Source organism: Kitasatospora sp. NPDC057223 (genome assembly GCF_042669755.1).
Classification (GTDB): Bacteria; Actinomycetota; Actinomycetes; order Streptomycetales; family Streptomycetaceae; genus Kitasatospora.
The window spans coordinates 14,489-35,385 of the sequence record NZ_JBHUWW010000094.1 but is presented as its reverse complement, the minus strand read 5'-3'; the positions used below and the strand labels follow the sequence as shown (position 1 = coordinate 35,385).

The window sequence follows — 20,897 nt, the reverse complement described above, 5'->3', positions numbered from 1 at the left end:
GGTCCGAGGGACCGGCGGCAGGCGCGTTCGACAGTGTTCGGAGCGGGGCTCCCGGGCGGGCCCGTCAGGCGGAGACGGTGGGCGGCCGGACAGCCTGCGGCTCCCCGGCCTCGGCCGGTGCAGCAGCGGCGGGCGCTGCGGCGGCGTGCTCCACGGGCTCCACCGGGCGGTTGCGCTGCCGGCGTTCCGCCAGCTTGCGCACCGGCCAGGGCGTCCAGTTCTTGAGGCGCATCATCGGCGACTCGACGAGGTACCAGGAGAGCGCGGCGAGGACCACCGTGCCGGCCATGGCGAGCGCGAGGAACTCCACCTTGCCGTACTTGGCGTAGCCGAGCAGAGCGAGCGACTGCTCGACGGTGAACCCGTAGATGTAGATGCCGTAGGAGAAGTCGCGCTTGCGGCCGAACCGCTGGAACGGGCGCGGCAGTCGCACGGCGAGCCAGAGCAGCAGGTAGGCGAAGGCGGGGTAGCCGAAGAAGAACAGGCCGCCGCCCCACAGGGTGCCGCCGAGGACCAGTGCGCAGACCAGGGCCAGGCCGTCGTGGATCGGGAGCCGCTCGCGGTACAGCTGGAACGTCGCGCCGATCATGAACACGAACACCAGGTGGATGATGAAGTGCACCGACATCGCGCCCAGGAAGGGGACCTGGACGGCGGAGCCCAGGTCACCGGGGATCCCGCGCAGGGTCGGCGCGTTCACCCAGTCCCGCAGGATCAGGCCGCCGAGGGCCAGCGCGAGCAGCGGGACGAACTTGCGCGCCCGCTGGAGCACGCCGCCGGCCGCCATCAGGCCCACCACGACGTAGCAGAGGATCTCGTACTTCAGCGACCACAGGGCGCCGTTCACGCCCGGGTCGAAGTTGGTGCCGCGCTTGCGGCCCTCGCCCATCACGCCGGAGATGTCCCAGCCGGTGCTGATCGAGGTGTTCCAGGTGCCCTTGAGGTAGTACCAGGGACCCTGCGGGTGGGACCAGAAGCCGGACCAGTTCCCGGTCAGCCAGTGGTACAGGTAGGGCGTGATGACCAGTGCGGACAGCAGCAGGGAGCCCCAGAGACCGGGCAGGATCCGCAGCGCGCGGTGCCAGGCGTAGCGGCCGGACGTGCTGCGGGCCCCACTCCCCGTGATCATGAAGCCGGAGAGCACGAAGAAGCCGACGACGGCCATCTTCCCGATGTCGGTCTGCATGCCACTGTGCAGCCAGAGCGGGTCCAGGCGGCCCCAGGCGATCGGGTACATGTGCGAGAGCACGACCGAGGAGGCCAGCAGCAGCCGGAGCAGGCCGAAGCTGTTGGCACGCGAGGAGTACAGCTCGGCCAGCGTCCCGCGGTAGCCGGGCAGTGCGCGGGTGAGCCGGCCGGGCCGGGCCGTGCCGGCGCCGTGCCGCTTGCCGCGGGATGGTGACCCGTCGGGCGGGGAAAGCCTGCGTGACATGGGGAGGATCATGCTTTCCTGGAAGGGGTGCACGGGAGTCCGCCCCGGCGCACAGGCCCGAACGGGCCCTTGTCGGATCCTACCGACGCGTGGCGGAATCCCTCACCGGGCTGATCGAATTGTTAGGGAGCGGTACTGCCGGCGGCATCGGTGGCCGATGCCGCGGCCCACAGAGCCGTGACGGCCTCCTTCAGACTGCGCTTCGGCTCCCAGCCGAGTGCCTTCGTGATGGCGGTGATGTCCAGCTGCTGCCACTCGGTCTCCGGGCCGCTGCCCTCGGGGGCGGGCACCTCGGTGATCTCGGCGGGCACCTCGCTGACCTCGATGAGCAGGTCGACGAGCTCGCGGGCCGAGCTGGCCCGGCCGAGACCGACGTTCAGCACCGGCGGCGCCTGCGGCGCGGGGGCGAGCGCCGCCACGATCGCGTCGACGGTGTCCTGCAGGTCGACGAAGTCGCGCTGGGCGGTCAGCGGGGCGAGCGAGAGCTGCGCGCTCTCGCCGGCGGCCCGCGCCGCGGCGAGCTTGCCGGCCATCACGCCGAGGAGGCTGTGCGAGGGCTGGCCCGCGCCGACGACGTTGCCCAGCCGCAGCACCACCGCGTCCAGGCCCCCGCGGACGGCCTCGGCGATCAGCTCGGTGGCCTGCAGCTTCAACTGCCCGTAGACCATGGACGGGTGGGGCTCGGAGTCCTCGGCCAGGCTGACCCCGATCGGGCAGAGCCCGTACTCGTGCACCGTGCCGAGGTGCACCAGGCGCGGTGCGGCGGTCATGCTCCGCAGTGCTTCGAGCAGCTGGGCGACCATGCCGACGTTGGCGCCGACCATCTGCTCGTCGGTGAGCCCCCACATGCCGCCCGCCGCGTTGACCACGACGTCGATCCGGTGCTCGGCCAGCAGCCCGGCGAGCGCGGCGGGCGGGTCGAGGGTCAGGTCGAGCCGGGCGAAGTCGCCGGGCAGCGGGGTGGCCGGCTCCTTGCGCGCGATGGTGAGCAGGTGGTGCCCGCGGCCGGCGAGCGTGTCGAGGATGGTGCGCCCGATGAAGCCGGTGCCGCCGAGGACGGCGATCCGGGGGAGGGCTGAGCTGCTAGCGGCCATGGCCTGTGGGCTCCGGGTGTGGGTGGGAGTGAGGGGTGCCCGCGGTCAGCGGTGGTCGGAGCCGGCCACGTGCCGGAGCAGCGTGCGGGCGCCTTCGCTCTGCCGGTTCTTCAGCGCGCCGGGCACCATGGTCAGCGCGTGCAGCCGGGACGAGACGTGCCGCCGGGAGGCCTTGGCGGCCTGCGGCCAGCCGTGCGCGTCGAGGCGGTCGGCGACGTCCATGAAGAAGCGGTTGGCCTCGGCGAACCGGGCGCCGGTGAAGGCCTGCTGCGAGGAGATGCTCACCGCGTGGCGGCGGTACTGGAAGCACACCGCGTCCGCGATCAGCATCTGCTCGCCGGCCACCAGGAGGTCGATGACGAGGGCGAGGTCCTGGGTGACTTCGAGGTTGTCGCGGAACCCGGCGGTGCGGACGGCCTCGGTACGCCAGCAGATCGACGGGAAGAAGAGCCAGTTGCCGCGCAGCAGGCTGGTGGCGAGCTCCTCGCCGCTCATCAGCAGGGTGCCCTGGACCTTCGGCGCGTACAGCCGCCGCTTGGCCTGGTCGACCAGGCCGTCGCTGAGCGCGCCCTCCCCGTCGATGACCTGGACACCGGGCTGGATCATGCCGGTGCCGGGCCGCTCGGCGAGCGCCGCGCGGACGGTCGCGACGTACTCGGGCAGCATGATGTCGTCGGTGCCCATCATGACGAAGTGCTCCTCGCGCACGAGGCCCAGGCACTTGCGGTAGTTGCCGGTGACGCCGAGGTTCTTCTCGTTGCGCTGGTACGAGACGCGCTCGTCCCCCAGTCCGGCGAACCAGCCGGGGACGTCGGGCTCCTTGCCGTCGTCCACCACGGTCAGGCGCCAGTTCGGATCGCTCTGGGCGAGGATGCTGTTCACGGCCGCCTGCATCAGCGCGACGTTGCCGTAGTAGGGCAGCATGATGTCAAGAGTTGTCATGGTCGGCGCACCAGATCTTCGGAGGTGGTGGAGGCGAGGACTACTGCTCGCGCAGCGACTGGCGGTAGCTCAGGCACTGCTCGTAGTCGGGCAGCAGGCCCGACTCGATGGCCTGGGCGAGCGAGGGGGCCGCGGCGTCGCGGGCCGACAGCTGCGGGGTGCCGGCCGGCCAGTCGATCCCGAGGTCGGGGTCGAGCGGGTGCACCGAGTGCTCGCCGGTGGGGTTGAAGGTCTCGGAGCACACGTACGACAGGGTGGCGTCGTCGGAGAGCGCGCAGAAACCGTGGCCGAGGCCCTCGGAGATGTAGACCGCGCGGCGGTCCACGTCGTCCAGCCGGACGAACTCGTAGCGGCCGAAGGTGGGGGAGCCGACCCGCAGGTCGACGACCACGTCGAGCACGGCGCCGCGGACGCAGGTGACGTACTTGGCCTGGCCGGGCGGGACGTCGGCGAAGTGGATGCCGCGCACCACGTCCTTGGCGGACACCGAGAGGTTGGCCTGGGCCAGCCGCAGGGGGTGCCCGACGGCGGCCGCCAGGTGATCGAAGCGGTACCACTCCATGAACAGTCCGCGCGGATCCCCGTGCTGCTGGGGGGTGATCTCCCAGGCGCCCTCGATGGAAAGCTCGCGGAACTTCACCGGTTGTTCTCCTCGTCCAGCAGTTCCAGCAGGTACTCGCCGTAGCCGCTCTTCAGCAGCGGACCAGCCAGTTCGCGCAGCTCGGCGGAGCCGAGGAACCCGGCCCGCCAGGCGGCCTCCTCGACGCAGCCGATCTTGAAGCCCTGGCGCTCCTCGATCACCCGGACGAACTCCGAGGCCTGGACCATGGAGACGAAGGTGCCGGTGTCCAGCCAGGCGGTGCCGCGGTCCAGGACGGTGACCTGGAGCTCGCCGGCCTGCAGGTAGGCGTCGTTGACGGCGGTGATCTCCAGCTCGCCGCGGGCGCTGGGCGTGATCGTCCGGGCGATCTCCACGACGCGGTTGTCGTAGAAGTAGAGGCCGGGCACCGCGTAGCGGGACTTCGGCTTGGCCGGCTTCTCCTCGATGGAGATGACCTGGCCCTGCTCGTCGAACTCGACCACGCCGTAGGCCGTCGGGTCCGCCACGGGGTAGGCGAAGACCATGCCGCCGCGCGGGTCGGTGCGCTGGGCGAGCCGGGTGCCGAGGCCGCTGCCGTGGAAGATGTTGTCGCCGAGGATCAGCGCGACCGGCTGGTCGCCGATGAAGTCGGCGCCGAGCACGAACGCCTGGGCGATGCCCTCGGGCCGCTCCTGCACCGCGTACTGGAGGTCGAGGCCGAACTGGGAACCGTCGCCGAGCAGCCGCTCGAACTGGTCCCGGTCCTGCGGCGTGGTGATGATCAGGATCTCCCGGATCCCCGCCATGATGAGCGTGGAGAGCGGGTAGTAGATCATCGGCTTGTCGAACACTGGGAGAAGTTGCTTCGATACGGCCCGAGTCAGAGGCCAGAGGCGGGACCCAGTGCCGCCCGCAAGAAGAATGCCGCGCATGGGGGCCACCTTACGTGGCGCGTACACCGCCGAGGCAACCGAGCCCCGTCAGCAGGTGCCGGACCTGGGCGGAGCCCCTAGTTCGCGGGCACTATACTCGGCCGCACTATGCGTATCCTCGTGACCGGCGGCGCCGGATTCATCGGTTCCCAGTTCGTACGTTCGCTGCTGGCGGACGATCCGGCGGCCCAGCTGACCGTGTTCGACAAGTTGACCTACTCCGGCGTCGAGGAGAACCTCGCCCCGGTCGCCGGCCACCCGGGCTACACCTTCGTCCGCGGCGACATCTGCGACGTGGACGCCGTCGACCAGGTGATGCCCGGTCACGACGCGGTCGTGCACTTCGCCGCCGAGTCCCACGTGGACCGCTCGATCCTCGGCGCGGGCCCGTTCGTGATGACGAACGTCGTCGGCACCCAGGTCCTGCTGGACGCGGCCCGCAAGCACGGCGTCGGCCGCTTCGTCCACGTGTCGACCGACGAGGTCTACGGCTCGATCACCGAGGGCTCCTGGACGGAGGAGTGGCCGCTCGCGCCGAACTCCCCGTACTCGGCCTCCAAGGCCGGTTCGGACCTGCTCGCGCTGGCCTACCACCGGACGCACGGCATGGACGTGGTGGTCACCCGCTGTTCCAACAACTACGGGCCGTACCAGTTCCCCGAGAAGGTCATCCCGCTCTTCACCACCAACCTGATCGACGGCAAGCGCGTCCCGCTGTACGGCGACGGCGGCAACATCCGCGACTGGCTGCACGTGGCCGACCACTGCCGCGGCATCGACCTGGCGCTCCGCAAGGGCCGCGCCGGCCAGGTGTACAACATCGGCGGCGGTGTCGAGCTGACGAACAAGGAGCTCACCGGCCTGCTGCTGGACGCCGCGGGCGCCGGCTGGGACATGGTCGACCGGGTCCAGGACCGCAAGGGCCACGACCTGCGCTACTCCCTCGACATCAGCAAGATCCGCGAGGAGCTCGGCTACGAGCCGCAGGTCACCTTCGAGGAGGGGCTCGCGTCGACGATCGACTGGTACCGCGAGAACCGCGCCTGGTGGGAGCCGCTCAAGGTGAAGGCCGCGCAGCAGTCGTGAGCGGCCAGGGCAGTACGGTGGCCGGCCGGCGCTCGCCACTGGCGAAGGTCCTCGGCGCGCTCCCCCCGGGCACCCAGCTGGTGATCGGCGGCACGGTGCTGCTCGGGGCGGCGTCGTACGCGCACCTGATGGCGGCCGGGTACAGCCTGAGCAAGCCGGACATGGCGTCCGTCTCGCTGCTCTGGACGATCCTGATGTCCGTCGGCCTGGGGCTGTTCTTCCCGGTCGAGCAGGAACTCACCCGGATCGTCGCCGCCCGGATGGTCGGCAACCAGGGCGTCGCACCGGTGCTGCGGCGCATCCTCGTCATCACCGCCCTGATGCTCGGGCTGCTGACGGCCGCGATGGCCGTGGCGGTCAGACCCCTCGCGGACACCTTCTTCGACGGCCGGGTCGACATGGTCGCGGCGCTCGCCGCGGCCTTCGTCGCGATGGCGGCCGGGAACGTCACGCGCGGTGTCCTCGCGGGCCTCGGGCGGTTCGGCGCCTACGGCACCCAGCTCGCGGTGGACGGCGCGCTGCGGATCGTGCTCGCCGCCGGCTGCGCGCTGGCCGGCGTGAAGTCGCCGCTGGCGTTCGCACTGATCCTGACCGTCGCACCGGTCATCGCGGTGGTTGTCACGCTCCGGCCGCTGCTCGCCGGTGTCCGTTCGGGCCCGTCGGTCGGCTGGACTGCGCTGACCTCCGGCCTCGCGCCGCTGGTCTGCTCGACCCTGCTCTCCCAGGTCGTGGTGAACGCGGCGGTGGTCAGCACCCAGCTGCTGGCGCCGGACGACGCGGCACTGGTGGCCGGCCTGCTGAACGCGGTGGTGCTGGCGAGGGTCCCGCTGTTCGTCTTCGGCTCCCTGCAGGCCTCGCTGCTGGCCGGCCTGTCCGCGGCGGCCGCCGCCGGGGACCGTACGGGCTTCTCCAAACTGCTCGGCCGCACCTGCGGGGTCGTCGTCGTGCTGGGTGTGGCGGGCGGCATCCCGGCCACCATCCTCGGCCCGTGGCTGATCCAGGTGCTGTTCAAGGCGGACGACGTCCTCGGGTCGCTCGATTTCTTCTGGATGTCCGCCGGTACCCTCTGCTACATGCTGGCGATGGTTCTCGGCCAGGCACTCCTGGTGCTGCACCGGCACCGGCTCCAGTTGTTGGGCTGGGCGGTGGGCACCGTTGCGCTGATCGTGACCACCCTGGTACCGGGGCCGATCGCGACCCGGGTCTGTCTCGCCTACACTCTTGGTTCGCTGGCCGCTGTCGTATGCATGTTCGTCGCGGTGTGGTTCAGCTTCCTCCGGGTACCGCCGGCCGGGGGTGCGGGGGCGGACGCCTCCTCCCCGCGCTCGCTGGTGGACTCGGTATGACGACACGTCAAGGGCACCGTGGCCCGTTCTCACACCTGCACACCCTGAAACTTGCGGCCGGCGGCTGCGGCATGGAGCCTTGATGTCCGACTATGACGACGTGTGGCTGGTCATCCCCGCCTACAACGAGGGAACCGTCATCGCCGAGGTTATCGAGGGCGCCCGCAAGGTCTTCCCGAACATCGTCGTGGTCGACGACGGCAGCACGGACAACTCGGCCGAGCACATCATGACCACCGGTGCCCACCTGGTCCAGCACCCCGTGAACCTCGGCCAGGGCGCGGCCCTGCAGACCGGCCTCGCGTACGCGCTGAAGCAGCCGGGCGCGCAGTACTTCGCCACCTTCGACGCCGACGGCCAGCACCAGACGCCCGACGTCGAGAAGATGGTCGCGCTGCTGCGGGCCGACGAGTCCGACGTGGTGCTCGGCTCGCGGTTCATCGAGCAGACCGGCGAGGTCCCGTGGATCAAGCGGGTCGTCCTGCGGACGGCCGCGACCGTCAGCCCCACCGCCCGCAAGCTCAACCTGACCGACTCGCACAACGGTCTCCGCGTCCTGAACCGCCACGCCGCGGCCAAGGTGCGCATCACGATGAACGGCATGGCGCACGCCTCCGAGCTCGTGGCCTTCCTGGCCGCCTCGGGCCTGCGCGTCATGGAGGTCCCGGTGGACATCCTCTACACCGAGTACTCCCGCTCCAAGGGCCAGTCCCTCATCAATGGCGTCAACATCCTCTTCGACATTTCGCTCCGGGAGCGTGGCCGCAAATGAAGTACCTCTGGATCCAGCTGCTGCTCCTGGTCGGTACCGGTTCGCTGGTGCTGATGTTCGTGCGCCGCTGGGACGCCGCGCACACCCGGGCGTGGAAGCGGATGGCCTTCGCGGCATTCGTGATCGCCAACATCTACGCGGTGTTCCGCCCGCAGGACGTCACCTGGGTCGCCAACCAGCTCGGCGTCGGCCGCGGCACCGACCTGGTGCTCTACCTGCTCGTGGTGGCGATGGCCTTCATGACGCTCAACACCTTCATGCGATTCCGCTCGCTGGAGAAGAAGCTCACCGACCTCGCCCGCGCGATCGCCGTCAACGACGGCCAGCGCGTCAACGAGGGCCGGTTCGGGGACGAGCACGAGGCCTCCGGCGTCGAGGTCGGACAGCGCTAGGCACGGTAGGCAGGTCAGCGGGGCCGCTCAGGCGGGGTTGGTTCCTATCGTGTTCGGAGAGCAGCTTTCATGACGGTCACAGCGACGATGGTCCGGACGCCTGAGCAACTGGAGGCTCCACCGGAGCGGACGAGCCTGCTCCGGAAGTTGGGCCCGGGTGTTCTGGAGGCTGCCGCCGGCGGATCCGTGGCCATCGCCTTCACCTGGCTGTGCATGTTCATCAGGGTCAACCCGATGACGAGAATAGGCCAGGTGAGCGGCCTGGCCGCGCTCCAGCTGCGCTTCCTGCTGGCCTTCGTGGTCATCGCCCTGGTCTGGGCGGGGCTGAGCCGCTGGGTTTCCCGTCCGGTCGCCCTCCGGCTGGCCTGCGGCTCCCTCGCCGGCCTCGCCACCGGCCTCTACGCCGGGGGTATCGCGGTCATCCTGACCGGAACCCCGTGGCCGCTCAACGGCACCCGCGGTGACTCCGGACAGCTCCAGCGCTGGGTCGACGACATCCTGAACGGCCGCCCGATCTCCGGTGTCTACCCGCCGCTCTTCCCGCACCTGCTGGCTTACTGGACCGAGATCTTCAACCCCGGCCGGCCCGGCGCCGCCCTGAAGATTCTCGGCCTGTTGCTGATCGCCTTCACCGGCCCCGCCGTGTACCTGGCCTGGCGGCTCGTCCTGCCCCCGCTCTGGGCGCTCGGCATCGGTGTGATCTCGGTCTTCCCGATCGTCCACGCGGCCAAGCCGTACGTCGACGTCGCCCTGCTGATCCTCATACCGGTGCTCGCCAAGTTCATCGCGAGCCTGCTCGCCTCGCCGGGCCGTTCACGCCGGGCCGCGCTGCTGACCGGAGCCGGCTACGGCGTCGCGATCGCCGGACTGTTCCTCTGGTACTCGGGGTGGTTCGTCTGGTCGGCGCCAGGGGTGTTCGCCTGCCTGGCGCTCACCCTGGCCAAGGTCGGCCGGCAGGGGCGGGACGCCCTGCTGCGCGTCGCGATCCTGCTGGGCGCGACGGCCACGGCCTTCCTCCTGCTGAGCGGCTCGTATCTCGGCCGGCTGCTCTCGGGTTCGGACACGCCGGACACCTATATGTACTTCGACACCGCGACCGACCCCGCGTACTTCGCGATGTGGCAGGGCGACCAGCCCGGTGCCTTCGCCGACTCGGCCTGGCCGCTGCCGGGCGAGCTCGGTGGTGTCGGCGTGTTCATGCTGCTACTGATCGCCGGCCTGGGCGTCGCCCTCTGGCTGGGGTCGAGCGTCCCGGTGGTGCAGCTCGCCGCCCTGTGCATGCTCGGCGCCCTCGGGCTGCGGTACTGGTTCGCCTCGCACATGGAGCGGGACCAGCTGGTCCAGCTCTACCCGCGGACCTCCGCGGAACTGCTGTACTGCGGGATCATCCTCTGCGGCATGGCCGCCTACCTGCTGAGTCAGAAGGTCCTGGCCCAGCGTGCGGCGGCTGACGGTGCGCCAAGGCCGGTGGCCGGTCCGGCACTGCGGACGAGCGGCGCGGTCCTGTGCGCGCTGGCGTTCTTCTTCGCTTCGGCCGGCTCGTCGACCGTCGACCGTTTCATGCCCGCGAACCAGCACTCCTGGGGACTCTTCGGGTGGACTGCGCAGACTACGCCGCTTCCTGACGGCAAGTGCCCGAAGTTCGCTCCTGACGGTAAGTGCTAGTCAGTAGCCACCTTTATGCCCGTTCCGTGCCGGATGTGGGTTTGGTGTGAACGTTGGTACGCATGCGAGAATTTCGAGGCGGGTCCACCGTGCGTCGACCGGGGCAGCGCGGTTGGGCAGGTGATCCTCAGGTCGTTCGCCGGACATCACCACGACGCGTGCCGGCGGATGTCCGTCCCATCACGGCAGGAGGGGAGAGCTGCCTGCCTCGCTCAGCGGCGGAGCCGCACGACGGAAGTGGACCGACATGACTGATCTGGCCCCTGATGTGGTCAGCAGTGTTTCATCGAAGGACCTGAAAGGCGGGCCGGGCTCCGGCGCGACCGCCACGACCGGGTCGGGGGACCGGGGCCTGCTGTCCAGGCCGGGGATCCTCATCGGTGCCGAAGTACTCGTCAGTCTCGGCGCGGCGCTCGGCTTCACTCTGCTCTGCACCCGCATCAACGTGAATCCGCTCGTCCGGCTCGCCCAGGTGAGCGGACTGGCCAAGATCCAGGAGTACGCGGCACTGGTCGGGATCCCCGTCCTCGCGTTGCTCCTCTACACCGCCTACCGGGGCTCGCTCCGTCGCCACCAGGTGACCCAGCGGCTCGTCTGCGCCGCGATCGCGGGGCTCTCCACCGGTGTCATCGCCGGTGGCGTCGTCGTCGCGCTGCACGGCACTCCCTGGCCGCTGGGCGGCCAGGAGGGCGACCCGAGCGTACTGATCCACATGGCCACCTACATGCTGGACGGCAAGGGCCTGCCGGGTGTCTACCCGCCGGGCTTCCCCGCCGCGGTGGCGGCCTGGTCGGACATCCGCTACGGCGGCGTCGGCGGTGAGGGCTTCGCCCTGCAGGACCTGCAGATCTTCTTCAGCGCCCTGGTCGGACCGATGAGCTACCTCGCCTGGCGCCTGGTGCTGCGTCCGTTCTGGGCCCTGCTCATCGCGGTGCCTTCCGCCGTCGTGTTCCTGGACCCGATCCGGCCGTACAGCCACGTGGTGATGATCGTGCTCATCCCGCTGCTGGTCGGCACCTTCCGCGACCTGCGCAGGGCGGGTGACCTGCCGCTGCGTTCCGCCGTGCTGCGCGGTCTGGGCTTCGGAGTGACCTTCGGCCTGCTGTTCCTCTGGTACTCCGGCTGGTACCTCTGGTCGGCCCCGGGCGTGTTCGTGCTGGCACTGTTCGCCTTCCCCTGGCGCGCGGGGCGCCAGGCGGTCCGTCGTGCGGCCGCCTTCGTCGGCGTCCTGCTGGTCAGCGCCGGCCTGGTCGGCGCGCCGTTGCTCTACCAGCTGGTGACCCTGGGTGCGGACAGCCCCGACCGGTACGCGTACATCACCGTGTACATCGACCCGGCGTACGTGCTGGGCTGGATGTCCGACCGTTCGGGCGGGGCCGACTTCCACAACTGGCCGGTGGCCGGCGAACTGGCCGGACAGACCGGCTTCGCGCTGCTGCTGCTGGCCGGCGTGGGTCTCGGCATCGGACTCGGGCTGCGGCACCTCGCGGTCCGGGTGACGGCGGCCACCCTGGTGAGCGCCTGGCTGCTGCGGTTCTACTTCGCCTCGCAGATGGACGCCAAGCAGTCCATCCAGCTGTACCCCCGCACCACCTGGATCATCCTGTACTGCCTGATGATCCTCGCCGTGGTCGGCCTGATGGCGGCGGTCCAGCGGAGCACCCGTTTCGCCGACCGGACCCTGGCGGCCGTCTCCGGGCCGGGCGCGCCGGGCATGGTCCCACGGCGCCCGCTGAGGCAGCTGGCCGTCGGCATGGTGTGTGCGCTCGCACTGTTCGCCACCATGGGGGCGTCCTGGTCCGTGAACCGCTACATGCCCGACTCCGACAACCATTCCATGGGCGTCGACGCGTGGCGTGCGCACACGATCAAGGAGGCGGACGGTACCTGTTCCAGGTACTCGCCGGTCTCCGACTGTGCGGACATCATCACGAAGGAGTGGCAGCCCTCGGCCGACGACCACCTGATCTGGTGCGCCGGTGTGCCGACCGAGGCCTGGCCGGCCGTCTGCGGCCGTACGGCACCGTGGCTGGACGAGCAGAAGAAGTAGTCCGGACGCCTTGATCGGGGCCGGCGGGGGGAGACCTCTGCCGGCCCCGATTGGCGTACGGGGCGCAAGCTGTGGCAGTATGTCCAAGTTGCTCGGTTGAGTGCCGATGCTGCGCGCCTCCCGCCGGGAGGACCGGAAGCGAGTCCCACGTACTCGTCGTTCCCGTGATGGCCGTTCATGTGTTCACGTGCTTTTTGTGAATGCAGTGGTGTGTAAGCGACACCGCGGCAGCTGCGGGGCGGACGTACGGGAATCTTCCGGGAAGCGTGGACAGGGCCTCGACCCGGTACCTGGTGGGTGCAAGACCTGCCGATCGCTGGAAAAAGTCCGCAGGGAGTGATCCCTGGTGGATTTTTTGCAAGCGCGAGGGCGACACGCCCGACCGCGTGGGTCGGAGGTAACCACCCAGAGGCACCACCGGACCAATCCACCCGGATGACTCCGGCCGCAGAAGCATCAGACGACACAAAGGACTACTGAGTAGCCATGGCGGGACAGAAGATCCGCATCCGGCTCAAGGCCTACGACCACGAGGTGATTGACTCCTCGGCGAAGAAGATCGTCGAGACCGTCATTCGCACTGGTGCGCAGGTCGCGGGCCCGGTGCCGCTGCCCACTGAGAAGAACGTCTACTGCGTCATCCGCTCGCCGCACAAGTACAAGGACTCGCGCGAGCACTTCGAGATGCGCACCCACAAGCGTCTGATCGACATCCTCGACCCGACCCCGAAGACCGTTGACTCGCTGATGCGCCTCGACCTTCCGGCCGGCGTCGACATCGAGATCAAGCTCTGAGAGGCGCGACGAAGATGGCAAAGCAGATTAAGGGCATCCTGGGCGAGAAGCTCGGCATGACCCAGGTCTGGGACGAGAACAACCGGATCGTTCCGGTGACCGTCGTCAAGGCCGGGCCCAATGTCGTGACCCAGGTCCACACCGCTGATGGCACCGGCTACGACGCCGTGCAGATCGGTTTCGGCGAGATCGACCCCCGCAAGGTGAACAAGCCCCTCGCGGGTCACTTCGCCAAGGCCGGTGTCACCCCGCGCCGCCACCTGGTCGAGCTGCGTACCTCGGACGCGTCCGAGTACACCCTCGGCCAGGAGATCACCGCCGAGCTGTTCGAGGCGGGTGTCAAGGTCGACGTGACCGGCACCTCCAAGGGCAAGGGCTTCGCCGGTGTCATGAAGCGTCACAACTTCAAGGGCCTCGGCGCCGGTCACGGCGTGCAGCGCAAGCACCGTTCGCCCGGCTCGATCGGTGGCTGCGCCACCCCGGGTCGCGTGTTCAAGGGCATGAAGATGGCCGGCCGGATGGGCCACGAGCGCGTGACCACCCAGAACCTGACCGTCCATGCCGTTGACGCGGAGAAGGGGCTGCTCCTGATCAAGGGCGCAATCCCCGGTCCGAACGGCGGCCTCGTCCTCGTCCGCACTGCGGCGAAGGGGCTGTGAGGATATGAGCACCATTGACATCCTGTCGCCCTCGGGCGACAAGGCCGGCAGCCTGGAGCTGCCCGCTGAGATCTTCGACGCCAAGATCAGCATTCCGCTGATGCACCAGGTCGTCGTCGCTCAGCTCGCGGGCGCCCGCCAGGGCACCCACTCGACGAAGCGTCGTGGCGAGGTCCGAGGCGGCGGCCGCAAGCCGTACCGCCAGAAGGGCACCGGCCGCGCCCGTCAGGGCTCGACCCGCGCGCCGCAGTTCGTCGGCGGTGGCGTCGTCCACGGTCCGAAGCCGCGTGACTACTCGCAGCGGACCCCGAAGAAGATGATCGCCGCCGCTCTGCGTGGCGCGCTCACCGACCGGGCCCGCCACAGCCGCATCCACGTCATCACCGACGTGATCGCGGCCGAGGCTCCGTCGACCAAGGCCGCCAAGGGCCTGTTCGGCAAGATCACCGAGCGCAAGAACATCCTCCTCGTCGTCGAGCGTGCCGACGAGCTGGGTCTCAAGAGCGCCCGCAACCTGCCGAACGTGCACATCCTGGACGCCGGTCAGCTGAACACCTACGACGTGCTCGTCTCCGACGATGTGGTCTTCACCCAGGCTGCCTTCGAGCGTTTCGTGGCGGGTCCCGCCGCGTCCGCCAAGGCTGTGGCTGCTGAGGGCGAGCTCGAAGGGAGCGCCGCCTGATGGCTGCAGAGATCACGAGCAAGACGTTCACGGACCCCCGTGACGTCCTGGTGAAGCCGGTCATCTCCGAGAAGAGCTACGCGCTCCTCGACGAGAACAAGTACACGTTCGTCGTGTCGCCGGGCGCCAACAAGACCCAGATCAAGCAGGCCGTCGAGGCGGTCTTCTCGGTCAAGGTCGAGTCGGTCAACACGCTCAACCGTCAGGGCAAGCGCAAGCGCTCCAAGACGGGCTTTGGCAAGCGCAAGAACACCAAGCGCGCCATCGTGACGCTGGCCGAGGGCAACCGCATCGACATCTTCGGGGGTCCGGTCTCCTAACGGAGACTCGGGTCGTCGATAAGGACGAGGACGAGAGAGCCAAATGGGCATCCGCAAGTACAAGCCGACTACGCCGGGCCGTCGCGGCTCCAGCGTGGCCGACTTCGTAGAGATCACGCGGTCCACGCCGGAGAAGTCGCTGGTTCGCCCCCTGCACAGCAAGGGCGGCCGTAACAACGCCGGTCGTATCACCGCTCGCCACCAGGGTGGCGGACACAAGCGCGCCTACCGCGTGATCGACTTCCGTCGTCACGACAAGGACGGCGTGCCGGCCAAGGTCGCACACATCGAGTACGACCCCAACCGCACTGCGCGCATCGCGCTCCTGCACTACGCGGACGGCGAGAAGCGCTACATCATCGCCCCGCGCGGTGTCGGCCAGGGCGACCGGATTGAGAACGGCCCCGCGGCCGACATCAAGCCCGGCAACAACCTGCCGCTGCGCAACATCCCGGTCGGTACCACCATCCACGCGGTGGAGCTGCGTCCCGGCGGCGGTGCCAAGATGGCCCGCTCCGCCGGTGCCGGCATCCAGCTGCTGGCGCGTGAGGGCAAGATGGCGCACCTGCGCATGCCCTCCGGTGAGATCCGCCTGGTGGACGCGCGCTGCCGCGCGACCGTCGGCGAGGTCGGCAACGCCGAGCAGTCGAACATCAACTGGGGCAAGGCCGGCCGTATGCGCTGGAAGGGCGTTCGCCCGACCGTGCGTGGTGTGGCCATGAACCCGATCGACCACCCGCACGGTGGTGGTGAGGGTAAGACCTCCGGTGGTCGCCACCCGGTCTCGCCGTGGGGCCAGAAGGAGGGTCGCACTCGTAGCCCGAAGAAGGCTTCGAACGCTCTCATCGTGCGCCGCCGCAAGACCAACAAGAAGCGCTAGGAGCAGGTCAGATGCCGCGCAGTCTCAAGAAGGGCCCCTTCATCGACGGCCACCTTCTCAAGAAGGTGGACGCGCAGAACGAGGCGGGTACCCAGAACGTCATCAAGACCTGGTCCCGTCGCTCCGTGATCTTCCCGGCCATGCTCGGCCACACGATCGCGGTTCACGATGGCCGTAAGCACGTCCCGGTGTTCGTCACCGAGTCGATGGTCGGCCACAAGCTCGGCGAGTTCGCGCCGACGCGTACCTTCCGCGGTCACGTCAAGGACGACCGCAAGTCGAAGCGTCGCTAGTCGCCAGCGAGATTACCGACTCAATGACTTACACCAGCAAGGGGACAACCATGGAAGCCAGGGCCCAGGCGCGGTACATCCGCGTCACGCCCATGAAGGCCCGCCGAGTGGTGGACCTCATCCGTGGCCTGAACGCCACGGAGGCCCAGGCGGTCCTGCGTTTCGCTCCGCAGGCCGCTACCGTGCCGGTCGGCAAGGTGCTCGACAGCGCCATTGCCAACGCCGTGCACAACTACAACCACAACAACGTGGACGACCTCGTCATCAGCGAGGCGTACGTTGACGAAGGCCCGACCCTGAAGCGGTTCCGTCCGCGTGCACAGGGCCGTGCCTACCGGATCCGCAAGCGGACCAGCCACATCACCGTGGTCGTCAGCAGCAAGGAAGGGACCCGGTAATGGGCCAGAAGGTTAACCCGCACGGGTTCCGCCTCGGCATCAGCACGGACTTCAAGTCCCGCTGGTACGCCGACAAGCTGTACAAGGACTACGTCAAGGAAGACGTTGCCATTCGTCGCATGATGACGAAGGGCATGGAGCGCGCCGGCATCTCGAAGGTTGAGATCGAGCGCACCCGCGACCGCGTCCGCGTCGACATCCACACCGCTCGCCCCGGCATCGTCATCGGTCGCCGTGGCACCGAGGCCGACCGCATCCGCGGCGACCTCGAGAAGCTGACCGGCAAGCAGGTCCAGCTGAACATCCTCGAGGTCAAGAACCCCGAGCTGGACGCCCAGCTCGTGGCTCAGGGCGTCGCGGAGCAGCTGTCCTCCCGCGTGTCGTTCCGCCGTGCCATGCGCAAGTCGATGCAGGGCACCATGAAGTCCGGCGCCAAGGGCATCAAGGTCCAGTGCTCCGGTCGTCTCGGCGGCGCCGAGATGAGCCGCTCGGAGTTCTACCGCGAGGGTCGTGTGCCGCTGCACACGCTGCGCGCGAACGTCGACTACGGCTTCTTCGAGGCCAAGACGACCTTCGGTCGTATCGGCGTCAAGGTCTGGATCTACAAGGGCGACGTCAAGAACATCGCCGAGGTCCGCGCCGAGAACGCTGCTGCCCGCTCGGGCAACCGCCCGGCCCGCAACGACGCCCGCCCCGCGCGTGGCGGCGAGCGCGGTGGCCGTGGTGGCGAGCGTGGCGGCGCCCGTGGTGGCGCCCGTCGTCCCCAGAACACCGAGGCTCCGGCCGCGGCTGTGACGGAGACGCCGGCTGCCGAGAGCACCGGAACGGAGGCCTGACCGTCATGCTGATCCCCCGTCGGGTCAAGCACCGCAAGCAGCACCACCCGAAGCGCCGCGGCGCTGCCAAGGGTGGCACCGAGCTCGCCTTCGGCGAGTACGGCATCCAGGCCGTTACCCCGGCCTACGTGACGAACCGGCAGATCGAGTCCGCTCGTATCGCCGTCACCCGTCACATCAAGCGTGGCGGCAAGGTCTGGATCAACATCTACCCGGACCGTCCGCTCACCAAGAAGCCGGCCGAGACCCGCATGGGTTCCGGTAAGGGTTCGCCCGAGTGGTGGATCGCGAACGTGCACCCGGGTCGGGTCATGTTCGAGCTGTCGTACCCCAACGAGAAGGTGGCTCGTGAGGCGCTGACCCGCGCAGCTCACAAGCTCCCGATGAAGTGCCGGATCATCCGGCGCGAGGCAGGTGAGAGCTGATGTCGGCCGGCACCAAGGCTGCTGACCTCCGCGAGCTGGACAACGAGGGTCTCGTTGCCAAGCTCCGTGAGGCCAAGGAGGAGCTGTTCAACCTCCGCTTCCAGGCGGCGACCGGGCAGCTCGACAACCACGGACGGCTCAAGCTCGTCCGTAAGGACATCGCGCGGATCTACACCCTGATGCGCGAGCGCGAGCTGGGCATCGAGACGGTGGAGAACGCCTGATGACTGAGAACACCACCAACGACACTGAGGCGCGCGGTTTCCGCAAGACCCGTGAGGGTCTCGTCGTCAGCGACAAGATGGACAAGACCGTCGTCGTCGCCGTCGAGGACCGCGTCAAGCACGCTCTGTACGGCAAGGTCATCCGCCGTACGAACAAGCTGAAGGCGCACGACGAGGCAAACGCCTGCGGCATCGGCGACCGGGTCCTCCTCGCGGAGACCCGCCCGCTGTCCGCGACGAAGCGCTGGCGCGTCGTCGAGATCCTCGAGAAGGCCAAGTAACGAAGTTGATGCGGTACGGCCGTATGTGCACCGGGCCCCTCGCGGGCGTCGGTGTGAGCAGCGGCCGGCCCGTCAGCTCTCGTTGACGATCAGGAGAAAGCTGTGATCCAGCAGGAGTCGCGACTGCGTGTCGCCGACAACACGGGCGCGAAGGAAATCCTTTGCATCCGCGTTCTCGGTGGCTCCGGTCGCCGCTACGCCGGCATCGGGGACGTCATCGTCGCCACCGTCAAGGACGCGATCCCCGGCGGTAGCGTCAAGAAGGGCGACGTCGTCAAGTGCGTCATCGTCCGTACCGTGAAGTCGCGCCGTCGTCCCGACGGTTCGTACATCCGGTTCGACGAGAACGCTGCCGTCGTGCTCAAGAACACCGACGGTGACCCCCGCGGTACCCGCATCTTCGGCCCGGTGGGCCGCGAGCTGCGTGACAAGAAGTTCATGAAGATCATCTCGCTTGCGCCGGAGGTGCTCTAACCCATGGCGAACAGCATGAAGATCAAGAAGGGTGACCTGGTTCAGGTCATCACCGGCAAGGACCGCGGGAAGCAGGGCAAGGTCATTCAGGCCATGCCCGCGACCAACAAGGTTCTCGTCGAGGGTGTGAACCGGGTCAAGAAGCACACCAAGCCCGGCCAGGGCACTCAGGGTGGCATTGTCACCGTCGAGGCCCCGGTGCACGTTTCCAACGTGCAGCTGGTCGTGGAGAAGGACGGCAAGAAGGTCGTCACTCGCGTTGGTTACCGCTTCGATGACGAGGGCAACAAGATCCGCGTTGCCAAGCGAACCGGTGAGGACATCTGATGTCTGAGACGACCATCGAGAACGTCGAGAAGGTGGCCCCCCGCCTCAAGGCGCGTTACAACGCCGAGATCAAGGGCCAGCTCCTGGAGGAGTTCTCCTACGAGAACGTCATGCTGATCCCCGGCCTGGTCAAGGTCGTGGTCAACATGGGTGTGGGCGAGGCCGCCCGCGACTCCAAGCTGATCGAGGGCGCGATCCGCGACCTCACCGCCATCACCGGTCAGAAGCCGGCGGTGACGAAGGCTCGCAAGTCCATCGCGCAGTTCAAGCTGCGTGAGGGCCAGCCGATCGGCACCCACGTCACCCTCCGTGGTGACCGCATGTGGGAGTTCCTGGACCGTCTGGTGTCGCTGGCTCTGCCGCGTATCCGTGACTTCCGCGGTCTCTCCCCCAAGCAGTTCGACGGCCGTGGCAACTACACCTTCGGTCTGACCGAGCAGGTTATGTTCCACGAGATCGACCAGGACAAGGTCGACCGTCAGCGCGGTATGGACATCACCGTCGTGACCACCGCTCAGACCGACGACGAGGGCCGGGCGCTCCTGCGCGCTCTGGGCTTCCCGTTCAAGGAGGCGTGAGCCGCACATGGCGAAGAAGTCCCTCATCGCGAAGGCCGAGCGCAAGCCGAAGTTCGGCGTGCGGGCCTACACCCGGTGCCAGCGCTGCGGTCGTCCGCACTCTGTGTACCGCAAGTTCGGCCTCTGCCGTGTCTGCCTCCGTGAGATGGCGCACCGCGGCGAGCTGCCGGGCGTGACCAAGAGCTCCTGGTAGTCCAGGCAGTTCTCGTCAGCTAGCGAAGCAGTGGTGCCCGATCCCACAGAGCCCTTTTTTGGGGCTTCGTACGGAATCCCGTAAGGTAGTGGGGTCGGGCCCCCTGTCGCGGCAGCTCCGTAGCTGCTGTCGACCTTCTTCGGAGGGCTCGCACTTAGTCTTACGACGCCGCAGGTCCCCTGCGTCTGTGCCCCTGCCCGCACTCCTCGGAGTGCGGCGGGGGGACCTGGCGCGGAGAAACCACGGCGAGAGAGGCCTGAGGCCCATCATGACCATGACCGACCCCATCGCAGACATGCTCACGCGTCTGCGTAACGCGAACTCGGCGTACCACGACACCGTGGCGATGCCGGCCAGCAAGATCAAGGCGCACGTCGCCGAGATCCTGCAGCAGGAGGGCTACATCTCCTCCTGGAAGGTTGAGGAGCCGCAGGAGAACGAGGTCGGCAAGAAGCTGACCATCGAGCTCAAGTTCGGCCCCAACCGTGAGCGCTCGATCGCTGGCATCAAGCGGATCAGCAAGCCGGGCCTGCGGGTCTACGCAAAGTCCACCAACCTGCCGAAGGTGCTCGGCGGCCTGGGCGTGGCGATCATCTCCACGTCTTCGGGTCTCCTCACTGACAAGCAGGCCGCCAAGAAGGGCGTAGGCGGAGAAGTTCTCGCCTACGTCTGGTAATTCGGGAAACGGAGGTACAGCAATGTCGCGCATTGGACGGCTGCCCATCCCGGTTCCCGCCGGCGTGGACGTCACCATCGATGGCCAGGCGGTCTCGGTGAAGGGTCCCAAGGGATCCCTCACCCACGTTGTCGCCGCGCCGATCGAGATCGGCAAGGGCGAGGACGGCACTCTGCTCGTCACCCGCCCGAACGACGAGCGTCAGTCGAAGGCCCTTCACGGCCTTTCCCGCACGCTGGTGGCGAACATGATCACCGGCGTGACCGCGGGCTACCGCAAGTCGCTGGAGATCAGCGGTGTTGGTTACCGAGTCGCAGCGAAGGGCTCCGACATGGAGTTCCAGCTCGGCTACAGCCACCCGATTCTGATCGAGGCCCCGGAGGGCATCTCCTTCGTGGTCGAGTCGCCCACCAAGTTCCACGTGGACGGGATCGACAAGCAGCTGGTCGGCGAGGTTTCGGCCAAGATCCGCAAGCTGCGTAAGCCCGACCCGTACAAGGCCAAGGGCGTCAAGTACGCGGGCGAGGTCATCCGCCGCAAGGTCGGAAAGAGCGGTAAGTAAGCC

General features: G+C 68.4%; 28 protein-coding genes. 23 read left to right on the top strand and 5 right to left on the bottom strand.

What is annotated here, in order from left to right:
- Positions 1–64 precede the first annotated feature (64 nt).
- The 5 genes from ACFUK0_RS27950 to rfbA form a co-directional block, all read right to left on the bottom strand.
- Complete coding sequence (locus ACFUK0_RS27950) at positions 65–1,432, bottom strand: acyltransferase family protein (RefSeq protein WP_380254973.1); 1,368 nt, start codon at positions 1,430–1,432, stop codon at positions 65–67.
- 122 nt (positions 1,433–1,554) lie between these two features.
- The gene (locus ACFUK0_RS27945) at positions 1,555–2,526 is read right to left on the bottom strand and encodes an NAD-dependent epimerase/dehydratase family protein (RefSeq protein WP_380254971.1); all 972 of its coding nucleotides are present in this window, start codon (positions 2,524–2,526) and stop codon (positions 1,555–1,557) included.
- Positions 2,527–2,571: 45 nt separating this feature from the next.
- The gene (locus ACFUK0_RS27940; RefSeq protein ID WP_380254969.1) at positions 2,572–3,468 is read right to left on the bottom strand and encodes a glycosyltransferase family 2 protein; all 897 of its coding nucleotides are present in this window, start codon (positions 3,466–3,468) and stop codon (positions 2,572–2,574) included.
- A gap of 40 nt (positions 3,469–3,508) precedes the next feature.
- On the bottom strand, positions 3,509–4,108 hold the full coding sequence (locus ACFUK0_RS27935; RefSeq protein WP_380254967.1) for a dTDP-4-dehydrorhamnose 3,5-epimerase family protein: 600 nt from the start codon (positions 4,106–4,108) through the stop codon (positions 3,509–3,511).
- Positions 4,105–4,980, bottom strand: a complete 876-nt coding sequence (gene rfbA, locus ACFUK0_RS27930; protein ID WP_380254965.1) for a glucose-1-phosphate thymidylyltransferase RfbA — start codon at positions 4,978–4,980, stop codon at positions 4,105–4,107. Before rfbA ends, ACFUK0_RS27935 begins: the two co-directional genes overlap by 4 nt.
- Positions 4,981–5,088: 108 nt before the next feature.
- Here rfbA and rfbB point away from each other — a divergent pair, with 108 nt between their 5' ends.
- From rfbB to rplF, 23 genes are all read left to right on the top strand, one after another.
- Complete coding sequence (gene rfbB, locus ACFUK0_RS27925; RefSeq protein ID WP_380254963.1) at positions 5,089–6,066, top strand: dTDP-glucose 4,6-dehydratase; 978 nt, start codon at positions 5,089–5,091, stop codon at positions 6,064–6,066.
- Positions 6,063–7,412, top strand: a complete 1,350-nt coding sequence (locus ACFUK0_RS27920; protein ID WP_380254961.1) for a hypothetical protein — start codon at positions 6,063–6,065, stop codon at positions 7,410–7,412. The genes rfbB and ACFUK0_RS27920 overlap by 4 nt, the downstream gene beginning before the upstream one ends.
- A gap of 82 nt (positions 7,413–7,494) precedes the next feature.
- Positions 7,495–8,184: a glycosyltransferase family 2 protein gene (locus ACFUK0_RS27915; RefSeq protein WP_380254959.1), complete on the top strand. Its 690-nt coding sequence runs from the start codon at positions 7,495–7,497 to the stop codon at positions 8,182–8,184.
- Positions 8,181–8,576 carry a DUF2304 domain-containing protein gene (locus ACFUK0_RS27910; protein ID WP_380254957.1) on the top strand — a complete coding sequence of 132 codons (396 nt, stop codon included), beginning with the start codon at positions 8,181–8,183 and terminating at the stop codon, positions 8,574–8,576. Before ACFUK0_RS27915 ends, ACFUK0_RS27910 begins: the two co-directional genes overlap by 4 nt.
- A 69-nt stretch (positions 8,577–8,645) precedes the next feature.
- A complete protein-coding gene (locus ACFUK0_RS27905; protein WP_380254955.1) occupies positions 8,646–10,241 on the top strand; it encodes a hypothetical protein in 1,596 nt (531 codons plus the stop codon).
- Between the two features lie 247 nt (positions 10,242–10,488).
- The gene (locus tag ACFUK0_RS27900) at positions 10,489–12,291 is read left to right on the top strand and encodes a hypothetical protein (protein ID WP_380254953.1); all 1,803 of its coding nucleotides are present in this window, start codon (positions 10,489–10,491) and stop codon (positions 12,289–12,291) included.
- Between the two features lie 486 nt (positions 12,292–12,777).
- Positions 12,778–13,086 carry a 30S ribosomal protein S10 gene (gene rpsJ, locus ACFUK0_RS27895; protein ID WP_012785157.1) on the top strand — a complete coding sequence of 103 codons (309 nt, stop codon included), beginning with the start codon at positions 12,778–12,780 and terminating at the stop codon, positions 13,084–13,086.
- Between the two features lie 14 nt (positions 13,087–13,100).
- Positions 13,101–13,745 carry a 50S ribosomal protein L3 gene (gene rplC / locus ACFUK0_RS27890; protein WP_266323027.1) on the top strand — a complete coding sequence of 215 codons (645 nt, stop codon included), beginning with the start codon at positions 13,101–13,103 and terminating at the stop codon, positions 13,743–13,745.
- 4 nt (positions 13,746–13,749) lie between these two features.
- Positions 13,750–14,427 (top strand): 50S ribosomal protein L4, encoded by a 678-nt coding sequence (gene rplD / locus ACFUK0_RS27885; protein WP_380254950.1) that lies wholly within the window; start codon positions 13,750–13,752, stop codon positions 14,425–14,427.
- A complete protein-coding gene (gene rplW / locus ACFUK0_RS27880; protein WP_380254948.1) occupies positions 14,427–14,747 on the top strand; it encodes a 50S ribosomal protein L23 in 321 nt (106 codons plus the stop codon). The genes rplD and rplW overlap by 1 nt, the downstream gene beginning before the upstream one ends.
- A 43-nt stretch (positions 14,748–14,790) precedes the next feature.
- Positions 14,791–15,627: a 50S ribosomal protein L2 gene (gene rplB / locus ACFUK0_RS27875; protein ID WP_073924304.1), complete on the top strand. Its 837-nt coding sequence runs from the start codon at positions 14,791–14,793 to the stop codon at positions 15,625–15,627.
- 11 nt (positions 15,628–15,638) lie between these two features.
- Positions 15,639–15,920, top strand: a complete 282-nt coding sequence (gene rpsS / locus ACFUK0_RS27870) for a 30S ribosomal protein S19 (RefSeq protein ID WP_030055821.1) — start codon at positions 15,639–15,641, stop codon at positions 15,918–15,920.
- Between the two features lie 50 nt (positions 15,921–15,970).
- The gene (rplV, locus tag ACFUK0_RS27865) at positions 15,971–16,318 is read left to right on the top strand and encodes a 50S ribosomal protein L22 (RefSeq protein ID WP_033824229.1); all 348 of its coding nucleotides are present in this window, start codon (positions 15,971–15,973) and stop codon (positions 16,316–16,318) included.
- A complete protein-coding gene (rpsC, locus tag ACFUK0_RS27860) occupies positions 16,318–17,154 on the top strand; it encodes a 30S ribosomal protein S3 (protein ID WP_380254946.1) in 837 nt (278 codons plus the stop codon). Before rplV ends, rpsC begins: the two co-directional genes overlap by 1 nt.
- Before the next feature lie 5 nt (positions 17,155–17,159).
- On the top strand, positions 17,160–17,579 hold the full coding sequence (gene rplP / locus ACFUK0_RS27855; protein WP_030055824.1) for a 50S ribosomal protein L16: 420 nt from the start codon (positions 17,160–17,162) through the stop codon (positions 17,577–17,579).
- On the top strand, positions 17,579–17,803 hold the full coding sequence (rpmC, locus tag ACFUK0_RS27850) for a 50S ribosomal protein L29 (protein WP_063348970.1): 225 nt from the start codon (positions 17,579–17,581) through the stop codon (positions 17,801–17,803). Before rplP ends, rpmC begins: the two co-directional genes overlap by 1 nt.
- Complete coding sequence (gene rpsQ / locus ACFUK0_RS27845; protein WP_380254943.1) at positions 17,803–18,084, top strand: 30S ribosomal protein S17; 282 nt, start codon at positions 17,803–17,805, stop codon at positions 18,082–18,084. The genes rpmC and rpsQ overlap by 1 nt, the downstream gene beginning before the upstream one ends.
- A 102-nt stretch (positions 18,085–18,186) precedes the next feature.
- Positions 18,187–18,558: a 50S ribosomal protein L14 gene (rplN, locus tag ACFUK0_RS27840; RefSeq protein ID WP_035800854.1), complete on the top strand. Its 372-nt coding sequence runs from the start codon at positions 18,187–18,189 to the stop codon at positions 18,556–18,558.
- 15 nt (positions 18,559–18,573) lie between these two features.
- Complete coding sequence (gene rplX, locus ACFUK0_RS27835) at positions 18,574–18,885, top strand: 50S ribosomal protein L24 (RefSeq protein WP_266323029.1); 312 nt, start codon at positions 18,574–18,576, stop codon at positions 18,883–18,885.
- Positions 18,885–19,463 carry a 50S ribosomal protein L5 gene (rplE, locus tag ACFUK0_RS27830; RefSeq protein ID WP_380254941.1) on the top strand — a complete coding sequence of 193 codons (579 nt, stop codon included), beginning with the start codon at positions 18,885–18,887 and terminating at the stop codon, positions 19,461–19,463. Before rplX ends, rplE begins: the two co-directional genes overlap by 1 nt.
- A 7-nt stretch (positions 19,464–19,470) precedes the next feature.
- Positions 19,471–19,656: a type Z 30S ribosomal protein S14 gene (locus tag ACFUK0_RS27825; RefSeq protein WP_030393303.1), complete on the top strand. Its 186-nt coding sequence runs from the start codon at positions 19,471–19,473 to the stop codon at positions 19,654–19,656.
- Between the two features lie 268 nt (positions 19,657–19,924).
- The gene (gene rpsH, locus ACFUK0_RS27820) at positions 19,925–20,332 is read left to right on the top strand and encodes a 30S ribosomal protein S8 (protein ID WP_073924300.1); all 408 of its coding nucleotides are present in this window, start codon (positions 19,925–19,927) and stop codon (positions 20,330–20,332) included.
- Between the two features lie 22 nt (positions 20,333–20,354).
- On the top strand, positions 20,355–20,894 hold the full coding sequence (gene rplF, locus ACFUK0_RS27815; protein ID WP_380254939.1) for a 50S ribosomal protein L6: 540 nt from the start codon (positions 20,355–20,357) through the stop codon (positions 20,892–20,894).
- The last annotated feature ends 3 nt before the right edge of the window (positions 20,895–20,897 follow it).